This is a genomic window from Coprococcus sp. AF38-1 (genome assembly GCF_003603945.1).
Taxonomy (GTDB): Bacteria; Bacillota; Clostridia; order Lachnospirales; family Lachnospiraceae; genus Coprococcus; species Coprococcus aceti.
In genome coordinates this window covers 60,062-81,811 of sequence record NZ_QVGO01000001.1, presented here as the reverse complement: position 1 = coordinate 81,811, position 21,750 = coordinate 60,062, and the positions used below count along the sequence as shown (strand labels likewise).

The window sequence follows — 21,750 nt, the reverse complement described above, 5'->3', positions numbered from 1 at the left end:
TTAATAAAGTTCTAATGAATCTTCTGCATCCACCCACATCTGTAAATTGCCCTCAAGATATAATCTTGCATATTCCAAAGGCTCATCCACAGCTAATGAAGTAAGTGCACATTCTGATCCATATGTGGTTTTTAAATCTTTTTCAGCTTCCCAGCAGTCAATGCGAAGCATATATCCAGCACTTGTGTAAACATCAATACTATCGTGATTTATGTTGTATTCTGCATAAATTGTTCTCATCGTATCTTATCTCCATTTTCTTTTGATAATCAGTTATAGAGTTAAATATCGAAAACATTTCAATCAGTTCACCATGTCGTTATTGTTATATGTTATACTGTGTTATGAAATTTTCTTTCCCTTAATTTTTCCCATATTAAGGTTCATGAAAGCTAATGGGAGAATGTAACACAAGGGAAAGAGTAAGGGGAAGTACACTTGCTACAAACTTAGTATTTTCAAGGGTTTGCGAAGAATTTGATAATCAAATATAACAGTTATTAAATTTCCTAAAATATGTGAAATATCAACTGGAATTTATATTATTGAAGCCATATAGGTCCAACAATAAATATCCCCCAAAAGAAAACAGTAATAAGAACAAACGCTTCGGAAACACACCAATAGATTAACTGTGACCTTTTTGTTGTGAGAGGACGAATAAAGTAAATGACTATGACAAATAGCTGTAAAAGGATAAATAAAATGGTTTCCTCTACTACTGGAGAGAAGAAATAGTCAGCACTGCCTTTAGCAGCTGCCTTAAACATAAGCCACATATTAGCGGCTAAAAAAGCTGTAAATGAAAGTATCAGCTTAACAATTGTTTTTTTCATAATGCCACCATAAATTCTAATTTATTTATATAATAAAATCGAATCTTCTATTTATATATATTTTCTAAATGCCTTCTTCATCTTCATGCAGACATCCATAATATACTCAAACTGCTGTGGCCAGGCATTCTGATCATCAAACTTCACATCTTTTTCCACGATAATACGACTTGCCTTCCTCTCCGGCAATTCTCTCCAATCAAGTGCCAAGCCCATAGCAGACTCCACATCGTCTTTATGTGAATAAAGACCTTTAAAGAGTTCTTTATCATCATTTATGTATAATTCAACTCCAACTTTATTTCTCTTCTGAATTTGCGTAACACTGATGTGGCAAGCTGATGAGCCAATACTGAAATCCATCCAATGGTCTGTATTAGGTTTTCTCTTATTAAATGATTTTGCGAATTCAGTATTCTGAAAGGCATAATCATTGAATGCATTCCAATATTCAAGTCTCTGTTGCTGCGTTGGGTTTGTAAGCGTAGTTTTCTTAATCTCTTTTGTCCAATCATTCGGTCTTTCCACTACAGTGAATGATGGAGCAATATCAGAATCACCTATCTGGAAAAGCTTTATCTCACATAAGAAAAAACCAATCTTATCATCTGTATGATTATTAAGCCACTCAACTGCTGCCTTATGTTCTTCACGTGCGTGTTTCACAACCCATATAACCACATCTGCATCTTTACCAGATGCATAAGTAATTAATTTTCCAAGGTGGTCATGATCTGTATCTTCTAATTGATTCTCAATGATAATCTTTCTATCTGTTCCTGTTTCAGATGCATAGATATCAACATTAAAGTCTCCAACAGAGGACTCTGTCTCATCAACCGTAATATCAAGACCAACAGCATCTGCAAGTAATTCAACATTCTCTGCCACCCAAGGAGTAAAATTCAAAGCTTCATGTGGCCATATACTTCTCAAATCAGTAATTTCTTTTAATGTACCAAGGTTAATCATAGCCTTTTATCCCTCCACTCAAAAAGCACCCAGAACTCGCCCGGATGCTAACAATAGTCTATAATATCAATACGGGATGAATTCTCTGTTTTACAATGCTTTACCTTTCAAAAATAAATATTAAATGATTAAATTTTATTATAGCATCCAAGTTCTTCTTTTACCAGCCAAAAAGACACCCAAGCCGTATAGCCTGAGTGTCCTCAAAATCTCTTCCTTATTATATATTATATTATCATACCACCTTGAACATATTCTGTTTCAAAGGTTTATCATCCGTATCCGAAATTCCCATCTCCTTTCTGGCATTTTCCAATCCTTGCATCTTATGAAGTTCCTTTTCTGCATCCTCAAGTCCTACATGGGTATACACATTGAGCGTCACAGCTATATCCGAATGTCCCATCAAATACTGCAGTGTTTTAGGATTCATGCCGGACTTTGCCATATTGGAACAATATGTATGTCTACAAACGTGAGGAGTAATATTTGGCATCTGAACCTTATAAATTTCATTATACCTGCTGACCATATGATTGAATCTGTGTTCCCAATGCATGGCTACAAGCGGCATTCCATCCTTGTCCAGAAAAAGGAATCCCGTGTAACCGTCTACCACTTTTTCAACCTTATAATCTGGTCTATCCTCAATAATTGCTCGAAACATCTCTGTCCTTCATTTGTCATTGGAATAACCCTTGTTCCGGCATTTGTTTTTGTTGGCTCAATTACATACTCTCTTTTGGAAGTCCTTTGTAGCTGATGGCAGATACCGGGAAGTACACATGGTACTTGGGTCTTGCAGGCTTTCCGTCTTTTGCAACCATGTGATGCCTGCTTGGTACAAGAATGAAGTCGATACTTCCGAACATTTCCTTCATCTTCTCTTCCGTTATCCAGTCCTTGGGATCTTCGCTATGGTCATTGTCTATATCCATCGGGATAACATCCGATTCAAGGAAGTTCTGTTCGTTACGGTAGTTGTTGGTGTATGTAGCGCATACATGATCCCTTGCCACGGCAGTCTCCATATCCTTCGGACACTTAACCTCTGCCTTATTGGGATAGGAGCAGTTCGCTGCATTACCAACGCAGTCGGCAGTAAATATTGTCATCTGCATTTAGGTATCCTCCTTGTTAAAGTATTTAATTGTCATCTGCTTACGCTCTGCGTAGACTATCTCTTTCTGCATCCCGGCTGTCGGCTCACCGAACACCCACAATTCCTTACAATGGGAAAGAACAGCAATATCCATAAACATCGCCAGTTCCCTCTCGGTCTCTTCCGACATGAACTGTGGAAACAACAGATGTGGTGCTATCGGAATAGCGCCCTGGTCGACTGCCATCCGGCAGTAACCTCTCGCACGTCTTACGTTGTTTTCCACATCTCCGCTGTAAGCAGAACAGATATAAACCATTGGTCTGTACTTACCCTTATCAGCCAGAGCGTGATATGGTGTCGGGTCGGCATAGCCTTCTGGGTTCTTATATTCGAGCATTCTGTCCGCTCCTTTCATGTGTGATAGGGATGTCTATCCCTCCACTTTCCCACAGACAGCTTTTTTCATTTTGGGCGGGGTATTTTTTCAAGAAATAAAAAAAATGACCTTGAGGAGAACCCTCAAGGCCGTGTGAATCGTTTCATATTATTTTTTATCTTCTTTTGCTTTCAAGGCTTTTCTGATTTTCAAAGCCTCTTTATAATACTTTTCTTCATAATCAGTATGTTGTTTCTCTGCCCATTCCTCTGCATAGTCCAACAGGAAATGCTCTATACATGATAGCATTCTATGATGGGCTCCAAGAAATGAATCTTCCATATTGCGTTTCTTTATCTGTAATGACTTATGGTTTCCATCCTCATTTAATAATAATGATGTACAGATGTCGGATATTTCTACTTCTTTTTCTGCACGTTCCGACCCACGAATCTGTTTATCAATATCATTCATTTCTATAATTCGACTGGCATAACTGAACCAGGACATCGGTATCGCATAATAACTGTCTCCACATAATAAATCAGACCACCACGATGTATAAGAAAAGACATTCTCCTCATCAGAATCGCCATCGCCTTCCGGCATATTTTCAACAAGGCAGTTTACGGCATCTTCGGACAGACCAGTCTTCTGGCATATGTCAGCAACCTCAAGATCAGATGACATTATCTCGGACTTTCCATATAAATAATCGAGGGAACAATCCAAGATAACGCTGTATGCATACATATACTGACTCGGCACCTTCCAAGCCTCATCATATTTATCCTGCGTTAAATGATTCTGAATGTTCCTTCTTATTGCCTCAACTTCTTCAAAAGGATTAGTATACTCTTTGTGTTCACGTATCTTTACTATTTCACGGCATCTTTTATTACTGTAGATGGCATTTGCAAGAGTTCCTGTATCTCCCATCTGCCTTGCGTCAGCAACGGTCAGCAGTCTTTTACCAAATGTATTATACTTTTCGGCTTTCTTGGACATTATCTCACCTCATAAACGAATTACTATTCGTTATAAATATATTCATCGTCTTATAACGGTTAGTATTACGAACTGTTATTCTTTACTTTAGAATAGCACGGATGTATGATTTATACAACAAGAAAACAAATATTTTCATTCCAAAGGAGAAAACAATTATGAACACTACAGCAAACCAAATAGCAAAGATTATCTCTACACCTAACCCTTCAGCACCTATCACAACTCACGCTCTGGCAGAACTTGGTAACGGCAGTATGCAGAACGGTCTCCGAAGAATCGTTAGCTACTTCGCAGCCGAGTCAGCATCCAACTTAAGGCTTGGAAGAATACAGGGTGGCCTTGTCGGTGTAATCGGCATTGCTGCCGTAGCCGGAGGAATTGCTTTCATATACCATGAAACACAGAAAAAGCAGTTAGAAACCGAGGGCAAGGTTATCCTTAACACCCTTCAGAAGTCCGCAAACAAAAACACAGTAATAGTAGAAGAAACTCCCTCCGATGATGTGACCGAAGAGTCTGATACCGATAACAACACTCCTTCCGAAAAATAGTCTCCTTTCCATATACACCTCCTTTCAGGGTGCGAATCCGTAACAGGGTTCGCTCTTTTTTATAAAAATAGCCCCGAGTTCACTCCCCGGGGTCATGTGTTGTTTCATATTATTTTGTAAGTTCTTTGATTTCCTTCAATGTCTGGTTGCAAGCCTCCATCTGTTTTTCCAGCAACGAAATCTTCTCGACTAATAACTGTGATACACCTACCGGCTCAGCAGTTTCTTCTTTTTCAGTAGTTGGAAGATTAGCTATAGTATATGCTATTATGGCTCTGTAGGTTGTCGTAACAGGCTTATTTATCGCTGCTGCAATGGTTTTCAATCTATCATTAGACTCGCTTTTTATAGTAACTTTTCTCTGTATGGTTTCATTCTCCTCGCCGCTTTCAATGTAATCGATCAAATCTTCCGGGCTTCCTTTAAACCGATCAATAGCATCATTGAAGATAAAGGCATCGCGGGTCTGATAAGCATTAGTTGTCGGGTACCACCTCTCCCTTAACACCTTTGCCTGTTCATCACTTTTTTTATCAACCAATACATTAATCTGCATCTTCATCTCCTCCTTTATTATCTGTAGCCAATATACTTTCTAGCTCATTATAAATCCTCATTACTGTTTGTTTTTGTTTATCTGTGAGTTCATCAAACCGCTTGTGTTTTACACAAATTTCGTACCATGCCGTTCCCTCGATACCCCCACAATTCCCACAAGTCCGTGGCGAGATGACCTTAAAAGGATACATTCTTGGTGCGTAGTCCCAGCCTTCAGCGAATCCCTCTTCCGGGGTTAGCCAAGCCTCCGATCCACAAATTTCGCAAATATGATGCAATTTAACATCAGAATATTCCTTATCACTATCTTTTGATGGAAGCGGCAGTTTCGTTTCATTAAGAATAACTTTCAAATCATCAAGCCTCCTCAAATAATACATTATGTTTAATACCTTGTATAGCATCTTCAAGTCGCAAACTCCCAACAACCACCCCAAAGATATATGGAGCCAAGGATTCTAATAATTCTGGGATCGCCGCCGTAATAAAATCTGCAAGTTCTAACGGGGCAATTTCTATAGATAAAGAATAATCTGCAACAATCGTAGCTGTGATGTCGTATTCATCTGTTATATAAAACCGTGGCTGGATCAGATAACTTGAACCATAAACACGGCCATCCGCACCATCTTGATTTTTAGGCCACACATGAGAGTTAATGAAGTTAATCAATTTATATGCTTCAGCAAGATATTTCGAATCTGCCACAACAGATGGACCAGGCTCGGCATAATATACTCTGCCTTCAAAGGCTGTAAGATGCCAATAAATACAAGCCTCAATTCTCTCGGATGGGCTGTTGGGGTATCCACCAAAAGACATAGTCGTTCTCGATACCTCTTCGCACTCATCTTCTATATGACAGTATATCCATCCTGCGATCTAGTTCCAATTCTGCGAATGTTAGGAATAAGCCCAGCTGATACTTCTTCAAAGAACTTTCTGCACATCCTCGGTGAAACTGGATCTTTATCAAAAAGCCATGCTGGGGTAAATGATATCCCAGTAGGTGCATTTACCACTTTCCTCTTTAAGGTATTCTCATAATAATCGTATTCTGTCTGATTCAATTTCATATTCAATTCCTTTCTGGGTAAATCCGCTTTACCCCGCGCTGTGTAGTTTTAGTGGTTCTGATTGTTTTCCGGCAAACAATATTATTCATGTATTGTGCTATTCAGCCCATTCGTTCTGTACGGCACATCCAATAAGGAATATACCATCGTTCTATGCGGCTGTCAACCCTATTTTAGAACGATTTTAATTTTTTCCCCGCCCAAATCCCACATCTCTGTCCATAGGAAAGTGAAAGGAAAAATCCACTACAACTTTTCAAAAAAATCCCGCCCAAAATCGGAAAGGATGTCCATAGGAAAGTGAAGGGATAAGAACAAACCTTTCAGGAAGGCGGTGCGAATCATGGCAGACAAGACAATGGACGCTTACGAAGAGCGTGATGCTGAACTCGATGAAGAGCTGGCTGAAGTGCTTATCGCAATAAGCGTCATATCAAAAAGGCTTGTCTAATTTCAACTGATTTTCGTAACCATATAATATCTCCCTTATATCTACTCTACTCCAACAAAAATGGCCTCCCTTACTACTATTATTTAAAGGATAATGAATTCCGTCACACTTCCCAAGCAAAGTTAAATCCTTTGGACGATTTCTCCTCGAGCTCTCATAAATATGCATTTTGTATCTATTACCTGTTTTTCCTATATGAAAGCATACTCTTTTCGATGTACGAAGAACATCTATACTTTCGGGTTTATCTTTAGTTAAGAAAAAGTATACATCTGCTACTTCATCAGCCACTCCATTTACATTCCAATCCCTCAAATATATTTTGTTCACATAAAACAAAGCATACCAACCAAGATATTTTTCATAACTCTCTATTTTCTCTTTAATTTGAAAAAAATATACATCTCCCTCTTCCCATCCCAAGACATATGGTTTATGAACAGGAATTTTTTTATATTCCGGCATCGTCTCTTCTAACTGCACTTTCAACTTGTCCAATACCTTACTTCTCTCATACCTAATTCTTTCTGTTTGCCAACGTTGTGATATTCTATCTTCTTCTATCAACTGAAGTGCTATTGTTTTAATTTTCTCTGTCAATCTTCCCTTTTTCCACAACGTATCTGCCAGACCAAAATAAAAATCATATTTGCAGTCGATATCCTCCATGTCCTCCTGATATTCTGATAATATTTCCTTCAGAGCAACTTCATCACTTTTCCCCGACTTAAGTTTTGCAATATAATCTTCTTTCACATCTGCACTTATGTCATTTTGATAAATGCCTACTCCCCATGTTCCCATCAAATCTCTCCTTAACAAAATATTTTTTGTTTTCAATTTACATTATATCGGCCAAGGCATATTTTTACCAGTCAAAAAGGCACCCAAGCTATATGCCTGAGTGCCACCAGTTTCCACCAATATTCTATTATCAAATCACCTTGAACATATTCTGTTTCAAAGGCTTATCATCCTTGTCCGAAATCCCCACCTCTTTTCTTGCATTTTCTAACCCCTGCATTTTCTGAAGTTCCTTTTCGGCATCTTCAAGTCCAACGTGGGTGTAAACATTAAGTGTCACGGCAATATCCGAATGCCCCATGAGGTACTGCAATGTCTTAGGATTCTTGCCAGATTTCGCCATGTGACGGACGGCTCGCAATGCTATCAACTTTTTCATTCAAATAAGCACCTCTAAAGCTTTATGTCTCTTTTTCAAACTTGCTGGCGGCGAACAGCATTTTATGCTGTTTGCGGACGGCAAGTCCACAGGGGATAGCCGCTTTAGCGGCGCAAGGGGGTGTAGCCACCTTGACGAAACTTAATTTGCTCATCTTTTTCGTATTTCTCAACACTCATTATCTAAGTTCAAGGGAATTGGAAATATAAAAATGGAAATCTTGCTCCTTGCAGTATTCTTTTATTTTTTGAATCAGTTTTTGATTAGTTGTATATTCCAAAAGATACACTTCCATCCCATCCGCCTTGCACGTTTCCAAATATTTGCAGAAATAATCTCTCGTCTCGCTCGTTTGTTCACCAAAAGTTCCACTATCAAAATCAATACTGCTCCATACTGATTCCTGATTTACACCTGTCATAATCTGATCAATCGCCCCATAGCGTTCCCTATATTCCGCCACATAAGTATCTCCACCGTTGATGATGACCGCTTTGCCAAACGTCATTATGTTTTGTAGAATCGCTGTAATGCCTTCAAAAATACTCTCGTGCGGATTGTAATAATATACATCACAATTATCTATAAAGAATCCGTCAACACCTTTTTCATATAGTTCCTGAGAAAGCTGTCCTATAAACTTCTGCCAGTCTGGGTTTGCTACATCTACCCATTCTTCTTCCTCCCAGTGCTCATACTCACCGATTGCCAGTTCCGCATAGGTTGTATAGTACTCCCTAAAGTTTTCAATCGACCCAATATTTAGATATGTATATACGACTGTTCCATTTTGATGGAGCAATTCAATATCCCTTTTTGTAAAATACTGTGCATCAATTACAATCGTTTCATACGTTTTAAATCGTTCCAAAGATGAGGCGTCCGCATTTAAAAACACCCCATAATCGTTTTTCTCAAATTTCTTTGCTTGATTGGCTTTCACAAAAAAACATCCACCAATAAACATTAGAACAAATAATACAGCCAAGGCTACTGCTTGTTTGGTCCTCTTCCCGCACAATGCCTCCCACACCCTTTCGGTAATTCTCGTTTTTTCCTCATGACTATCACATTTTACACATTGATGATTATGTTTTCCCAGATTTGTTGCTCAATTTGCATTCAAATTATACCCTAAAACTTGTGAACAGTTCTACCGTCATTTTGGAATATCCTAATTTTTCATCCAAAGCACCTTCCAAAATGACAAACATCATGTCACACATGATGCTGTTAACATCGGTGCCATCTTTGATGCTGATATCATTATTTTTCAGATAGTCACGCATCATTTCTCTCATTACTGCTTTTTGTGGGCCGTCTTTTCTTATTGCCATAAAAATAACCTCCAAACTGAGTAATTTTATCTTACATCAGTTTGGAGGTTTACACAAACTTTAGGATACTCCCCAAACCACAATCCTGGTAGTCTTACTACCAAAGATTGTGGCTTTATCTGTTCAAACTCTTGTACATCTGCCATCGCTTAGTAGTCTAAACCGTAGTAATTCCAAGGTTTTCCGCCATATTCTGCCCTGTGTTGCCCCATTCTGCAAAGGTATGCATTATCATAAAATTGGAGTGCCGTAATAGATGAAGAGCACTTTTATCATAGTTTAATTTACTCCTTTTTTGCTGCCAAATGTCAAGTTTTTACTTAATATCATTTTTTCTATTAACATATTCTATTACTATTTCCCTTATCTTTTCAGCTACTTCACGTGCTTGCTTCTTATCTGTATACGAATCCGATTCACCTTGCCCTACAAATATTGATATCAACTCTTTTAATATCTCTGTATCTGACAATGATGTTATCTTTTCATGTTTCTCATTTTCTAATACTTTTGTAGAAAACACGCACTTATTTGGCAAATTCTCTTCATTGAAATTATCTATCCAATATGCATCTTTTAACAGAGCACGCGAAAGATTAGTAATACATCTAACAGGATTTATAGGTTCTGGAGATGTCATTTGAATATGAATTTTATCCTCATTTATTCTTTCTATGTATTCTATATGTCTATGGTAACGCGTTGCGGAATATGATTTATTAGCAATCTCTATTGACCTTTTGATAGCTAATACCAACTCGTCCTCATCACTATGAAATTTTATCCTTTTATCTGCCATTGAAATCGAAAGTTCATAAATATACATACTTAATACCTCCATAATAATTATGTTACCACAGGTATTCAACAAAGTAAATCTTATTATAGGGTTATTGACTTTTACTTTAACATATGCAATAATATGGTAAAGCGCATTTAAGCTTTACTTATGGTTTTATCTTATTGAGCAAAAAGGAGAATATCTATGAATTTTAAGCTAAACCAAAATGAACAGGCGGTATTTAACAAAATGATGGCGGATTTACCGCAAGTGCTTCAAGAAGGTCTCTTTTATGAAACTCGAGACCTATTTGATCTCATGGGACTACTTCCCCATCCAAGATTATGTCGATATCTATTTGAGCTAACAGCAGCTGGTAGTACTTTCTTTAAGCTAAAAGGAACAACTTCTAGCGATGGATATATATACACCCCCTAGATAAGAAGCACTTTCGTTACTCTCTGACAGCCAGGACTCATGATGCCCTGGCTGTCATTTAGTCATTTAGTCATTTATCTCCTTCTCCACTCCACTCCACTCAAATATTTTGATATCCAGTCATCGTTTTTTTCATCAATACAATTTAGAGAATCACCTGTTGATTTATTTTCATCTAATTTCTCTACACACGATTCACACTGTATTCCATATTTCGTGTTGTAGCCTTTTCCATTCGGTCTCTTTATTCGTAATATATCTTCACAGTTGTTTAGATCGACATTCTGATATTTTAATCTTGAAAAATATTCTAATGCAGCTTCCCTAAGGCAATTATCCTTTGTATGTAAATACGTGTAAAACATTAATTCCTTAAGCTTATCCTCATAACTAAAGTTTTCCTTTGGTCTCATTATGTACAGATCAACAAGACATTGCCTTATCTCATTAGCTTCATTATCCTCTATTGTCGATGCATCTCTCATATCGAAAATATAGTCATATATTTTCATTATTTTTCTTACATTTCCATGCTTTATGCTGCCATTTTCTTTGAACTTTTTGTGTGTCTCTGAGGTAACAGAACCTCCGTAATACATACGCATCCAAAAGTCTTCTTCAATACCATCACTCAACTCTAGCTCATCAAAATCGAACTTATCACTATATTCAAATTGACACTTCTGCAAATTGTCTATCGATAGTTCTTGAATAACTTCTTTCAGCTCTTTCATGCACATTCCTCTTTTCTAAATAGAATTATCCCCATATAATTCCATCCATTTTTTCTTAAAGTCTTCACAATCAAACTCAAGTATTCCCATCGCTCTACTATAGTCAAATTTATTTAAATTATCACTTAACCAATTATCTTTATCTTCACCTTCATACGTTGTCCAAATATATTTTAATAAATGCTCACTCGTATTCCGCTTAAACATTTCTTTAAATTTAACTAGTTTAGAAACTTGAATATGAAATTTACCTACAGTAATCGCCTCCTCTTTTTGTATCTCATAGTAATTCTTATTTGTGTCATCCCATTTCCAAAAGAATATTTCATCTTTATTCTTGTTAAAGTAATATTCTTCTATCACCTTTGCCACAAAATCCTTGGTTAACTTACTATCATGATTCTCTGACATGTATTTAATAATAGCTTCTTTTGCCTGTTGATTATCGTCAAAATCTATGAAAACCTCTAATTCAGTATGTTGATTCTCTATTACTTTTTTTGATATGCATACTTTCCACTGCTCTTCGCTTAATGACGATAATACCTCTTTGGATATATTATTTTCTTGACATAACCTCCCATGAACAGAACACTCTGTTTTACAAATCTCTCTGTATCTTAGATACAAATTCAAATTTCCATTCAGTTTTTCTTTAGCTAGTGACTTTTCTAGAAATGAAAAGCTTTTCTTTTGTTTTAATTCCCATTGTTCCCATTCCTTAACGCTATCATAAAGCTCAATAAACAATCGCTCATATATTTTTACAAAGAAAATATAATCAATCCAATCTATTTCATTTTTGAATTCTCCATCCCCAGAACCTGTTGCACACAAATAGTTCTCATTAAAATAATTCAAGTAATCAGGTATGCCATCTATATCTTTTGTTTGTTGATTATTTTGTGTCACATTACTAAATATTTGTATACCTTCAAATGTATTCACTTCAAGATAGCCATTTTCCCATAAGCAATTATATTTCTTCATTAAGTTTCTTACTACTACTTCTTCTGATATACCATTGTTCTTTTCATGAACTAACATTTTAATATATTCCGCCAAAAATTTTAGATATTCCAGATCAAGATTATGAACACGTAGCAAAAAACTTCCAATTTTTGTAAAAGCATATTCATTTTTTTGCTCCTCAAATCTCAACTCCATCCATGACTCAAATTCAGATATATCAACATATTCCTTTAATTTCTTAAAATACTTTCCATCTTTTCTTATGTTTTGTGTATAGTCATTATACACTTTGTCAATAAATGCAATTTCATCTAAGAATACTTTTTTTGCAATTTTTCCGGTAATGCGTACGATATTTTTAACATCTGTATGATTATTCGAATCAATCCATGCCAGCCTCGATTTATTATCTATATTCTGAATTGTTATTCCATATTCCATGCATGCCATCTTAAAACACCAATGTATCATCAGCATTTCCTTTTCTTCTGCTATTTCTGCTAAATATTTCTTCCATATAGGTGTTTCATCTGTTTTTTCAAATCTATAGCAACTATCCAAATAATCATTATCTAATTGTTTTTCCCAATCTTTTTTATATTCTTCATTCACTCTGTTACTTAACATATATACAAGTTCAGCTTTATAATTCTCATATATTGTCAGTGGCTCATTTTTTGAATTCAAATCCATATACAATTGATCTGCAATTGATGCCTCCTGAATAACAGCAAATTCAAACTGTATACACTTCAATAAATAATCTACATCAAAAGCCAGTATTTTTTTCCCATATTTATTTTGGTAATTTTCGTACGTTTCTAATAGTTTGTAAATAGAATACGTAGAGTGATCCACTATATATTCTTTGAGTTGATCTAAAGTAACTCCGCTTTCATTCAACAATATATATAGTATCTCATTTGCCTTTTCTCTCTTTTCAAAACGGAACTTATTCAACAACTTCCTATATAATTCATATTTTTCTTTATTAACACATTCATCTTTATCACTAAACTTATTGTTTAATAAATACGCACAAAGATAAACCAGTGTAACAACTCGTTGTTGTCCATCATATAAATAAAAAATACCCGTTTCTTCTAAATATCCCAATATAGCACTAAGGATAAATGTATTTTTATTATCATTTGCCCCTTTGTCATTGAAAAAATCTGCATTTTTCAATTTTTGCAAATCATCATTCAAGTCAAGGACTTTTAACAGTTCACCTGCTTTGCTTACTAGTCTCTTTTTCCCACCCGAGTCTCGGCAATTAGTATAAAATTCTGATCTAATATTATATCCTGCTTTTTGACATAATATGAAATATGGTGTTAAGTCATTCTCACTATAATAATTATACTGATGAATTTCAGGTTGATCCCATAACACCCCCTCATAAAAAGAATTATATACAACCAATTCCGGACTACCTTTACTATATTTTTTATCCGGCAGTTTATTCTGCAAAAACGACTTACTGATATCAAATAAAAGTGTTTCCAAGTACTCTTGACTGCTTCCCAATGTATAATCCCTTTGAACTGCTGGAACAATAATACTTCTGATATCATCAAGATTTAAGATGTCATAAAAAGACTTTTTGCCTCCATTTACTAATTGTGAAAAGCTTTTCCCTCTCTCAATCAATTCTTCTGTAACTTTTATTTTTTCTGAAACAATATTATATATGCCTGGTGATATATATTGCTTTTCCTCTTTATATGCATCTTTGAGAACAGCATTATCAATATTACCATTTTCTACAATAATTTTCCCATATAACTGACTTTGTAAAAACTCATTCTGATATTCTTTTTGCTTCATATAGTTATATGTTTTTCCCAACAAATTGAATCTATTTCTCAATTGAATTTCGAATGTCTCATTGCTGTTTATATCAACCAAATCGAAAAATTTGAAATTCTTATCCAGTTGATATAATGTCATAACAGCATTATAGACATTAACATTCATACTTGCATTTCCTTGTTCTTCCAGCTCTTGATAAATGCTTCTTAATACTACATGGCATAATTGCAAATAAAAGAAAGCATCCTTATAGCCCTTATGTTGTCCAGTTGTTCCTTCTGCTTTATCATATTTATCTTCTAATAGTTTTTGAAATATTACATCCATATGATTAAGGAAGCCCGGATATCTATATTTTACAAGATCATACAGTTTATCATTTGTATATAAGTACCTTTGAATTTCTGCATGTTCTTTTAGAACCATTTCCTGTGTAATCTCTTGATTAGACCAATATTTTAGTTGATATGCTCTATCATAATCAGTCGATGAAAATGGTGTCTTTTTCTCATTTAAGCACAAAAATTCTTGCAATGGCTCATTTTCCGTATATCGGCAAATAATCATTACGTTTCTCATCATCCAATCAAAATAATCATTCTTTTCTTCTCCAGACCATTTTTTTTCATTCTTTTTTAAACATTTTTCCTGCAAAAACTCGCACGCCGTCTTCATATGTTGTACATCAACAGATTTTTCATTATTAGATTTTACCTGCTCACTACTGCTACTATACAAAAATTTTTCTCTTTCTTTATTTTCTTTATCTCTTTCAAATGTAAGACGAACAAAATCTTTTGATTTACCTAAAGCTTTAGAAATAATAGCAAGTGAAATCATTCTCTGCTGTCCATCTAATATATGAACAATAGGCTTGCTGTCTTTTTTTTCACTATTTTCTTCATATAATGTTATCATTCCAATTGTATATTCATCTTTTTTATTTTCCCTTGCATATAAAATATCGTTAAATAAATTCTCTATGGATGGTCTTGATTTTCTGGTACTTTCACTATTCTCCAACAATTCATAATAGTCAGCCATACTATTTATTTCTAATGTGTTATCGCTACCACTGTTCCCCTCGACATCCCATTTATAATTTCTCTGTAAAAGTGGTATCACAACACTTTTTTCATTTAATCTTTTACATATCTCGCTAAGAGATAATAATTCAGATTTTGCAGCCATTATGCCTCCTTAAAAACTATATATTTTAGCATTGCAATCTCAGGATCTTCTATATTTACCATATACTCATTGTACTGACTTACAAGCCAAAAATTAAAATCTTTATATTCTATTGTACTCATGATAAATTCTATCTTTGTATTATCTTCCGCTAAAATATATGCATATCTATTTGTTAAAAAATCTGAAATGCTCTCCCTAACTTTGTTTATTATTGTGTCACTAGCACTCTTAAGGTCTTTTCTAGCATCCACAGACATCTGATCCAAATAATCTTTGTTTACATTTATATCAATCTTAAATGGGGCGCCGTCATTCTTGTTCCAAATTAATTGTTGCCTCCATATATCTGCACCCTCATAAAAACTTTTAAACTTTCCCTTTAAACCTGGATTATAGTTCATACCGTTGACTATTTTTCCAACCAAAATTTTAATCGCCTCATCAGAATCCTTCTTTTTTTGATATAATAGTAACAATAATTTGATGATATCATCTTTTTTTAAATTCATACTAAACAATGTTCCATCTTTTTTTTCAATAAAAGATGACTTATTTTCAGCATCTAGCTTCACGCTGTCCGAATAACATTTACCATATGTAATTACTTCCTTATCATCTGCAACCTTTGTCCTACTTAGACTTGCATCTATCCCCCATGATTTAAAGTATAATGGTAATAAGGTATCTCTCATTCCTTTAATAGTACCCTTATCATTTGTTTCCCCCTGTAGCTCCTGTGGATATATTTCGACTGTATAACCATAATCGACAGGTATTTTATTATTCTGAATGAATGTAGAAAAATCCTGATCACTACCATCAACAAAAATACTGTTAATGCTAGCACCTTTAATAATATGAAATTCCACTTCCTTTTCATTTTTTATAGACTTACAAACAATACATAATCCATTTTCATCCTTAATCTTAATTAACGCATTGTGTTCTTCTTTTTCTAGAATTAAGTATTTATAAACATCTATCAATAGATTTTCAGAAAAAGAATGTCTACTTAGTGATGGCGAATTCATATGATCTATGCATTCTTGAAACATGTCTTTCATAAATTTATGTACAGCTATATCATCATTTTTATCTTGTTTTTTTTCAGCATCTTTTTTTTCTAATAGTCCACTTCTATACAACGTTTTTTTGTAAGATTTCCAATGCCATAGATATTGGTATGCAGCTCCCCAAAAACGGATTTCATGCATCATATTGTTAAGCATCATATATAATCTGTAATCTATATTATTTGAGATTTTGTATTCCTCCCCATACCGTAATAACTCTATTCGTATACTCTTTAATTCATCTAATGTTAACTGCCCATTATCACCCAAGTTTGATACTTGACTATCTGTGTCTTCGAAGTTGCCGGACTGATTATCTACTTGTTCGAGCACTTCTTTCTCCAAAGTTTTCATAGCCGGAAAATCGTTCGTTTCAATATGTTCTACTAGGCTTTTGCATATGCACTCAACCTTGTTATCTTTATTAGAACAATCTAATTGAACACCATGTTCATCACATATATTCTGTAGTCTAACGCGTACATCAAGATCTCGTTCCGCTGTAATTTCGCAGCCTTCAATAAAGTTCAAATATCTAGCATAATACACCGTTGCTTTAATCTGCTGATCTGCAATATAGTAATAATAATCTCGTCCTCTAATGCTACCATCATTTTTTTTAAATCCCTTAACATTACTCAATTCATAATAATTTTTATGCTTACCAATAAACTGTACAATCGTTTCAATGTAACCATTTATTTTTTCTCTTATCTCTTCGTCATCAATCGTTTTACTGTCAATATCTGAAACATATTTTATAGCCTCAAAATAATTCTTTTCCTCGCAATGATTATTTTCTAAACTGGTCAAAAAATTACTCCATTTTCGTTCTAAATCGTTTGACATTTTCTTCATTTTCTCCTCGTATCTTTTCAAATTGTCTAATCAAGCACTCATTTTTTCATTTCTTTCCCCTATAGTATAAAGGTTGATATGCCGTTCTAACCTCTTCCAACCACTTCATTCCAAGAAATAGCATCTTGATTTGAAATAGCTTCCCAAAATACCTATCAATAAAATAGGGGCAAGCACTAATACGTGCCCACCCCTACGATGCTTAGCAATCTGTTATTACTTGTCTGTTATAAATGTGTTATATATTGCCTTTATGGCTGTCTCAAAATCACTGTTCTTTACTCCGATTATGATATTCAGCTCTGATGAACCCTGGTCTATCATCTTTATGTTGATGCCTTCCTTTGCAAGTGCACTGAACAACTTGCCTGCTGTACCACTTGCTGACTTCATCCCACGGCCTACAACAGCTATAAGTGCAAGTCCTGACTCAATCTCAACTGAATCCGGCTCTGCAAGTCTATGGATGGCAGATATAACTCTCTGCTCCTTGTGTACGAATTCATCTGCATGAACTACGATAGTCATCGTGTCAATACCTGATGGCATATGCTCAAATGAGATATCATTCTCCTCAAATGCCTGAAGCACCTTTCTTCCAAATCCTATCTCTGAATTCATCATAGCCTTCGTAATAAATATTGTACAGAAATCCTTCTTACCTGCAATACCTGTTACAACATAATCCTGCTTCTGGCAGGTACTCTCAACGATCCATGTTCCTGCGTCCTCAGGCGCATTTGTGTTGCGGATATTGATTGGGATACCACAGTGGCGTACAGGGAATATCGCATCCTCATGGAGAACTGATGCACCCATGTATGAAAGCTCACGAAGCTCTCTGTAAGTAATATATTTGATCGGCTTTGGATCTGGAACAATACGTGGGTCAGCTACAAGGAAGCCTGAGACATCTGTCCAGTTCTCATATACATCGGCTCTGCTTGCCTGTGCGACTATCGAGCCCGTTACATCTGAACCGCCTCTGGAAAATGTCTTTACCTTGCCATCCTTGCCAAGTCCATAGAATCCTGGAACAACCGCATGCTGTGTCTTGGCAAGTCTCTCACCAAGTACCTTCTCCGTCTTATAGCTATTGAGATTGCCCTCTGCATTGAAAAAGATAACCTCTGCAGCATCTATAAACTCAAAGCCAAGATATGCAGCCATAATCTTACCATTGAGGAACTCTCCTCTTGATGCCACATAGTCCAGTGTGCACATTGGGTCCGGATTGGTAAGATCCTCCAACTGCTTTGTAATCTCCTCAAAATCCTTATCAAGTGAAAAATCCTTAATCTCAAGGCCTGTGATGATCTCATCATATCTGGCCTTGATCGCCTTCACTTCCTCTGTGAAATCATTCCCTGCCTTCGCAGTTTCATACACATGAAGGAGCATATCTGTTACCTTTGTATCATCTGAAAATCTCTTTCCAGGTGCAGAAGGAACAACGTATACACGGCTCTCATCTGATGTGATGATTGCTCCAACCTTTTTAAACTGCTCTGCACTTGCCAATGAACTTCCGCCAAATTTTACTACCTTTTTCATAATTCCACTATTTCCTTTGCCATATTCTTATTTGAATGTCTTTCTTCTTAAGATTCGCTGGCGAATCTTGCCGCAAGCTGCCAGTCAGCTCTGCTGACATATATCATATCAGCGGCTCAGCAATACTCACGGAGTGTATATCTCCGTCGAAGATAGAGAGTCCAGACTGAGATATAAAACATAAAAATACACATGCATTTTATACGTCTTTTTGCAATATAGCAAGAGAAATTTAATTTTTGCTATTAAAAAAGGGCAGGCACTCCAATGCGCCCGCCCCTCTGGTATACAGTCTTCACCACATGATCTAATAATAAACTATTTTGAAATTTCTTCCTTAACCTGAGCAACCCACTCATCAACCGTACCATACCAGTCGATCATTTCCTGAAGCTTTTCTTCCTCAACATCATCATCGCTCTCTAAGATCTGTTTATGCTCATTGAGCACTCCGGCCATGTCGACCATTGTATCAACCAAATCCTGATCATAAGCCTGTGGATTTTCGTTGATAATGTTTGCAACCTCATTAAAAGATGTACTTGTCTTATTGAACGCATCAATCGCAGGCTGCTTATCTGCACCGCCGCACGCCACCAGCGACATTCCCATCATCATGGTCATTATGAGAACCATCAGTTTTTTCATTGTCTTTTTCATAATAATTTCCTCCTCTTTATTGCAATCACATAATCTGAGTATATTTTATTATGTATTTGCAATCAGTGAGGTCTAAATGCACGAATCGTACCAAAAATGTATCGAATCGACACTCTTTTACAATGACAGTCTGAGCGTAAACTTGCCATCATTTTCTGCAAAGCTGAAACCCCCGCCGTAACGCTGCACGATCGCACATATGCTCTGAACGCCTATACCATGTCCTTCCATATCAGACACAGGTATTCCATTTTGAAACTTTATGGGAGCTTTACAGTCATTTACCACCTGTAAAAAAAGGTGTTTATTTCTTTCATAAAAATTCACATCAATCTCGCATGATCTTCCCTCTGCAGCCAAAGGCACACATGCATGCAAGGCATTTTCCAAGGCATTAGATAAGAGCACACACAGATCACTTTCCGACACCGTAAGATCTGCGGGAATTGCACATTGTATCTTTATTTCAATTTCTTTCTTCCTGGCTCTACCCGCAAATGAAGATAGGATCAGATTCACTGCCTCATTTTCACAGTATATTTGGACCTTCTGCGCCTCAATCTCCTTACATATTCCCGATATATAAGCCTGCGCCTGTTCAACTTCACCATTTTCTATACATGTAGACACATACTGCAGGTGATGACGCATATCATGGCGATACTGTCTGGTCAATGTCTGCGACTCACGCAGACTGCTGATTTCCCTCACCGCCTGACTTAACTGCAGATCCAGATTATTCCGGATCAGCTTCATCTCATTCTGCATCTGTTCCTTTTTGGAGTTATATAAGAGAAAGGCCAGATATGCAACACAGCATACAAAAGGCATAAATTCCGCTACAACGTAACTACCACTCAAAAGAAGGTTCGTATACACTATTGTAAAATAGTCAAATACATAATATAGCGCCGGTATGATTCCAAACTGCCATTGCTCCCTGAGACTTTTATCTGACAATCCTCTGACTGCAGGTGACACAAAATGAAGCAGAAGCAGCAATGCAGGGATTGTAACCACAAGTTCGGTAATATCCTGCATCATCTGCCTTCCCGAAAATGCAGCAACTGTGGCAAGTGCAACCCATCTTCTAAGTTCACAGCACAAGTATGCCGCCTGTACAGAAAAAACAGACCACAGCAATTTTCCCGTCAACATCCAGAGAACAATGACCAATGGAAGATGCACCGCCAACGGATAAATATGTCTTACAAAATCAGCGCCCTTGCTGAAATATAATATGCTCTGTATCAGCGGGAGTAAAACCATGCATCCTATGAAAATGAGTTTTCTTTTCCTGGTGGACAGCGCATTACAAAAAGACGCTGATAATATTCCCCCAAAAAAGCTCACAGCCATATTGTTAAGAAGCGAAATATATAGGCTCATATCATTACCTGCCTGTTCTGGAACGCATATTCAAGGAATGCATCCTTTACTTCATTGTATTTTCCCCGTGGAACCGGTATTTCTGCAAGACTAGACATGGTAATCCCCCTAAATGTTATGTTTTGCACATATTCCAGATTTACCAGATAAGAACGGTGAGGTCTGTGAAAAAAAGGATACGTGGAAAGCTGCTTTACAAGCTCATCCATGCTGCCGGCGCTTTCCAGTACTTTTCCTGTATTCAGGTGAAATATAAGGGTGCGGTGAATGACTTCGCAATATTCCAGGGCTTTTATATCTATACGGGTGATTCACTCTTACATCGCAGAATGAGGCTGGTCTCCGCCTCCTTTTTACAGGCTGCAAGCACAGAATCAAGCAAACGGAAAAAGCTCTCTGCCCAGATGGGCTTTAATTGATAATAGTATGCACCTATAACGTAAGACTGCACCGCAAACTCAGAGGACGAAGTGACAAATATGATCTTGACGTTTTTATCGTATTTTCGTATCTCCGTTGCCGCTTCAATTCCATTCTCTCCCGGCATCAAGACATCCATAAACAGGATATCATATCTGTTTCCCTTCTCTATTTCCGCCACCAGGTCAAAAGGATGATTAAAAATACTGTATTCTATTTTGCAGTCTCTCTCCGCACAATACTGTTCCATAAGCCTTTGCATCTCAGCAAGCACAGAAACATCATCATCACAAAACGCAATCTTTGCCATAATCCCCTTTATGCCTCCTTGGCGCCAAATATTTTCTCCAGCACTCATTATCGCATATTTTTCACAATTCGACAACAAAGGGGCTATTCTTCGTTT

The 21,750-nt window shown here is 36.4% G+C and carries 25 protein-coding genes and 1 pseudogene; 2 read left to right on the top strand and 24 right to left on the bottom strand.

Annotated elements, in window-relative coordinates:
* The 7 genes from DW025_RS00405 to DW025_RS00375 form a co-directional block, all read right to left on the bottom strand.
* Complete coding sequence (locus tag DW025_RS00405) at positions 1-240, bottom strand: DUF6061 family protein (RefSeq protein ID WP_006858432.1); 240 nt, start codon at positions 238-240, stop codon at positions 1-3.
* Positions 241-542: 302 nt separating this feature from the next.
* Positions 543-836: a hypothetical protein gene (locus DW025_RS00400; protein ID WP_119998106.1), complete on the bottom strand. Its 294-nt coding sequence runs from the start codon at positions 834-836 to the stop codon at positions 543-545.
* A gap of 51 nt (positions 837-887) precedes the next feature.
* The gene (locus DW025_RS00395; RefSeq protein ID WP_119998104.1) at positions 888-1,808 is read right to left on the bottom strand and encodes a DUF4268 domain-containing protein; all 921 of its coding nucleotides are present in this window, start codon (positions 1,806-1,808) and stop codon (positions 888-890) included.
* Positions 1,809-2,043: 235 nt separating this feature from the next.
* Positions 2,044-2,475, bottom strand: a complete 432-nt coding sequence (locus DW025_RS00390) for a tyrosine-type recombinase/integrase (RefSeq protein WP_330521857.1) — start codon at positions 2,473-2,475, stop codon at positions 2,044-2,046.
* A gap of 61 nt (positions 2,476-2,536) precedes the next feature.
* Positions 2,537-2,929, bottom strand: a complete 393-nt coding sequence (locus tag DW025_RS00385; RefSeq protein WP_119998102.1) for a hypothetical protein — start codon at positions 2,927-2,929, stop codon at positions 2,537-2,539.
* Positions 2,930-3,310, bottom strand: a complete 381-nt coding sequence (locus DW025_RS00380; protein ID WP_119998582.1) for a DUF7768 domain-containing protein — start codon at positions 3,308-3,310, stop codon at positions 2,930-2,932.
* A 147-nt stretch (positions 3,311-3,457) separates the two neighbouring features.
* Positions 3,458-4,297, bottom strand: a complete 840-nt coding sequence (locus DW025_RS00375; protein WP_119998100.1) for a hypothetical protein — start codon at positions 4,295-4,297, stop codon at positions 3,458-3,460.
* 158 nt (positions 4,298-4,455) lie between these two features.
* On the opposite strand from DW025_RS00375, the gene DW025_RS00370 reads away from it, so the two are divergent.
* Positions 4,456-4,851 carry a hypothetical protein gene (locus DW025_RS00370; RefSeq protein ID WP_119998098.1) on the top strand — a complete coding sequence of 132 codons (396 nt, stop codon included), beginning with the start codon at positions 4,456-4,458 and terminating at the stop codon, positions 4,849-4,851.
* A gap of 109 nt (positions 4,852-4,960) precedes the next feature.
* Here DW025_RS00370 and DW025_RS00365 read toward each other — a convergent pair whose 3' ends face one another.
* The 9 genes from DW025_RS00365 to DW025_RS00325 all read right to left on the bottom strand — a co-directional run bounded on the left by DW025_RS00365 (position 4,961) and on the right by DW025_RS00325 (position 10,282).
* The gene (locus tag DW025_RS00365; RefSeq protein ID WP_119998097.1) at positions 4,961-5,407 is read right to left on the bottom strand and encodes a hypothetical protein; all 447 of its coding nucleotides are present in this window, start codon (positions 5,405-5,407) and stop codon (positions 4,961-4,963) included.
* Positions 5,397-5,762 (bottom strand): hypothetical protein, encoded by a 366-nt coding sequence (locus DW025_RS00360; RefSeq protein ID WP_207666789.1) that lies wholly within the window; start codon positions 5,760-5,762, stop codon positions 5,397-5,399. The genes DW025_RS00365 and DW025_RS00360 overlap by 11 nt, the downstream gene beginning before the upstream one ends.
* A gap of 4 nt (positions 5,763-5,766) precedes the next feature.
* A complete protein-coding gene (locus DW025_RS00355) occupies positions 5,767-6,231 on the bottom strand; it encodes a hypothetical protein (protein ID WP_119998096.1) in 465 nt (154 codons plus the stop codon).
* 32 nt (positions 6,232-6,263) lie between these two features.
* Positions 6,264-6,485: a hypothetical protein gene (locus tag DW025_RS00350; RefSeq protein WP_119998094.1), complete on the bottom strand. Its 222-nt coding sequence runs from the start codon at positions 6,483-6,485 to the stop codon at positions 6,264-6,266.
* A 433-nt stretch (positions 6,486-6,918) separates the two neighbouring features.
* Complete coding sequence (locus DW025_RS00345; RefSeq protein WP_119998093.1) at positions 6,919-7,740, bottom strand: hypothetical protein; 822 nt, start codon at positions 7,738-7,740, stop codon at positions 6,919-6,921.
* Between the two features lie 130 nt (positions 7,741-7,870).
* Positions 7,871-8,119 (bottom strand): tyrosine-type recombinase/integrase, encoded by a 249-nt coding sequence (locus DW025_RS00340; protein WP_119998091.1) that lies wholly within the window; start codon positions 8,117-8,119, stop codon positions 7,871-7,873.
* Between the two features lie 178 nt (positions 8,120-8,297).
* Complete coding sequence (locus tag DW025_RS00335) at positions 8,298-9,062, bottom strand: endo alpha-1,4 polygalactosaminidase (RefSeq protein ID WP_243104850.1); 765 nt, start codon at positions 9,060-9,062, stop codon at positions 8,298-8,300.
* A 184-nt stretch (positions 9,063-9,246) separates the two neighbouring features.
* Positions 9,247-9,456, bottom strand: a complete 210-nt coding sequence (locus tag DW025_RS00330; RefSeq protein ID WP_119998087.1) for a hypothetical protein — start codon at positions 9,454-9,456, stop codon at positions 9,247-9,249.
* Positions 9,457-9,772: 316 nt separating this feature from the next.
* Complete coding sequence (locus DW025_RS00325; RefSeq protein ID WP_119998085.1) at positions 9,773-10,282, bottom strand: hypothetical protein; 510 nt, start codon at positions 10,280-10,282, stop codon at positions 9,773-9,775.
* A 159-nt stretch (positions 10,283-10,441) separates the two neighbouring features.
* Here DW025_RS00325 and DW025_RS00320 point away from each other — a divergent pair, with 159 nt between their 5' ends.
* Complete coding sequence (locus DW025_RS00320) at positions 10,442-10,675, top strand: hypothetical protein (RefSeq protein ID WP_119998083.1); 234 nt, start codon at positions 10,442-10,444, stop codon at positions 10,673-10,675.
* Positions 10,676-10,749: 74 nt separating this feature from the next.
* On the opposite strand, the gene DW025_RS00315 is transcribed toward DW025_RS00320, so the two are convergent.
* The 8 genes and pseudogenes from DW025_RS00315 to DW025_RS15005 all read right to left on the bottom strand — a co-directional run bounded on the left by DW025_RS00315 (position 10,750) and on the right by DW025_RS15005 (position 21,654).
* Positions 10,750-11,409 (bottom strand): hypothetical protein, encoded by a 660-nt coding sequence (locus tag DW025_RS00315; protein ID WP_119998081.1) that lies wholly within the window; start codon positions 11,407-11,409, stop codon positions 10,750-10,752.
* A gap of 15 nt (positions 11,410-11,424) precedes the next feature.
* Positions 11,425-15,387 carry a DUF262 domain-containing protein gene (locus tag DW025_RS00310; protein ID WP_119998079.1) on the bottom strand — a complete coding sequence of 1,321 codons (3,963 nt, stop codon included), beginning with the start codon at positions 15,385-15,387 and terminating at the stop codon, positions 11,425-11,427.
* Positions 15,387-17,312, bottom strand: a complete 1,926-nt coding sequence (locus tag DW025_RS00305; protein WP_119998077.1) for a hypothetical protein — start codon at positions 17,310-17,312, stop codon at positions 15,387-15,389. The genes DW025_RS00310 and DW025_RS00305 overlap by 1 nt, the downstream gene beginning before the upstream one ends.
* A 225-nt stretch (positions 17,313-17,537) precedes the next feature.
* On the bottom strand, positions 17,538-18,875 hold the full coding sequence (locus tag DW025_RS00300; RefSeq protein ID WP_117550958.1) for an aspartate kinase: 1,338 nt from the start codon (positions 18,873-18,875) through the stop codon (positions 17,538-17,540).
* A 318-nt stretch (positions 18,876-19,193) separates the two neighbouring features.
* Entirely contained in the window at positions 19,194-19,535 is a 342-nt protein-coding gene (locus DW025_RS00295; protein ID WP_022216291.1) for a hypothetical protein, read from the bottom strand.
* A 117-nt stretch (positions 19,536-19,652) separates the two neighbouring features.
* Complete coding sequence (locus DW025_RS00290; protein WP_243104849.1) at positions 19,653-20,642, bottom strand: sensor histidine kinase; 990 nt, start codon at positions 20,640-20,642, stop codon at positions 19,653-19,655.
* A 380-nt stretch (positions 20,643-21,022) separates the two neighbouring features.
* Positions 21,023-21,178: pseudogene (locus tag DW025_RS15410) on the bottom strand (LytTR family transcriptional regulator DNA-binding domain-containing protein); the annotation flags it as partial.
* 44 nt (positions 21,179-21,222) lie between these two features.
* On the bottom strand, positions 21,223-21,654 hold the full coding sequence (locus DW025_RS15005; RefSeq protein ID WP_243104847.1) for a LytR/AlgR family response regulator transcription factor: 432 nt from the start codon (positions 21,652-21,654) through the stop codon (positions 21,223-21,225).
* Positions 21,655-21,750 lie beyond the last annotated feature (96 nt).